1 protein-coding gene is annotated in these 1,265 nt (G+C 63.1%); it reads right to left on the minus strand.

Annotated features, from left to right (window positions below; translation table 11 throughout):
- Positions 1-267: 267 nt before the first annotated feature.
- Positions 268-1,092: a sugar phosphate isomerase/epimerase family protein gene (locus AC1DWI_RS23625; protein ID WP_477669988.1), complete on the minus strand. Its 825-nt coding sequence runs from the start codon at positions 1,090-1,092 to the stop codon at positions 268-270.
- Between the last annotated feature and the right edge of the window lie 173 nt (positions 1,093-1,265).

Here is a 1,265-nt window from a genome sequence, read left to right on the forward strand (position 1 = left end):
ACAGTGGGCAGGTCAAGGCATCGGAGCACGTTGTAGATGGCCTGCTGAATGCGCCCGCCGCCCTGTCAGACCTGCTGCAGGGCCGGCACTCCGGCAAGGTCGTCGTACGCCTGGAGGCGTAGCTGGCATAGGTACGGCGTCCGGTGCTTGGCTTGGGCTCTTGCAAGGGGGACTTTATTCATGGCAATCAGCGCCGGGTTGCGATGAATAAAGTCCGCCGATCGAAGCTGCGCATCCCCTTGGAAACCTTGCGATATCTGGGCATGTTTACGACTCCAGTGCTTCGAGTTGCGCTAGCACGCGCCGTGTGGCGGCAAGGGCGCGGCGTGCGCGATCGGTGGCGCTGACGGTGAGTGCCAGCGTGTGCGTTGGCACTTCGAGGCTGAGCGGGATGTTGCGCGGCGCAGCACGCAGAAGACCGAGGAGGTCCACTTCGCCATCGCCAGGAAACAGGCGCTCGGAGCGGGCCTCGGCGAGGATCGCGTCCATCGTCGGCGGGATGGCTGCGGGCACATCGCAAAACTGCATGAAGCGCATGCGCGACGGCGGGATTTCGGCAATGTCCTTGATGCGGCTGCGCGAGCGGCTCAGATGGAAAGGGTCGATCAGCACACCCGCGTTGTTGCGGCCGGTGCGCTCAACGATGCGCGCGGCCTGGGTCAAATCCTTCGCATCGGTCCAGGGCATGAATTCCAGGGCGGCTGCCAGCCCGTAGCTGTCGGCGAGGTCGCAGAATGCGGCGAAGGTATCGGTGAGCCGGGCTTCGTCTGGATCGTTTCCGGCCACAAGCAAATCGCTCGCACCGAGCCGGGCGGCGGTGGCAATCGCGGCTTCGTAGTCGCCGACCAGGGTATCGGGCTTGATGCGAAAGATTTCGACATCAAGCACCTTGATGCCGGTGTCCGCCAGGCGATGCTCGACTTCGCGCAGCATCTGCGTGTCTCCCACGATGTCGTACTGCGGCTCGGTCGGCGTTGCCGGCAGCAAGCGGATGCCGACATGGCTGAAGCCGGCATCAAAGGCGCAGGTCACCATTTCAGGCGGCGTCAATTCCAGCACGGTCAGGGCGGCGAGTGAAATGGGTCGGGTCATATTCCTGGCTCCGGGCTCACGTCGATGAGGGCAACTGAGACTCCTTCTTCATCATCCAGAGTTCCTGAGTGTCCAGCGCGACACGTTCTACCACTCCGTCGCTCTCGAGTCTTTCCAGCGCCTCCAGTGTTGTAGCTTCCGGAGGGACGGGCTCTTCCCATTCGATCCAGAAA

The sequence above is a fragment of the Polaromonas sp. P3_C2 genome, assembly GCF_056402675.1.

Excerpts from the sequence above, each read along its gene's own strand:
- AC1DWI_RS23625 (WP_477669988.1), bottom strand. The coding sequence starts at position 1,092 with ATGACCCGACCCATTTCACTCGCCGCCCTGACCGTGCTGGAATTGACG.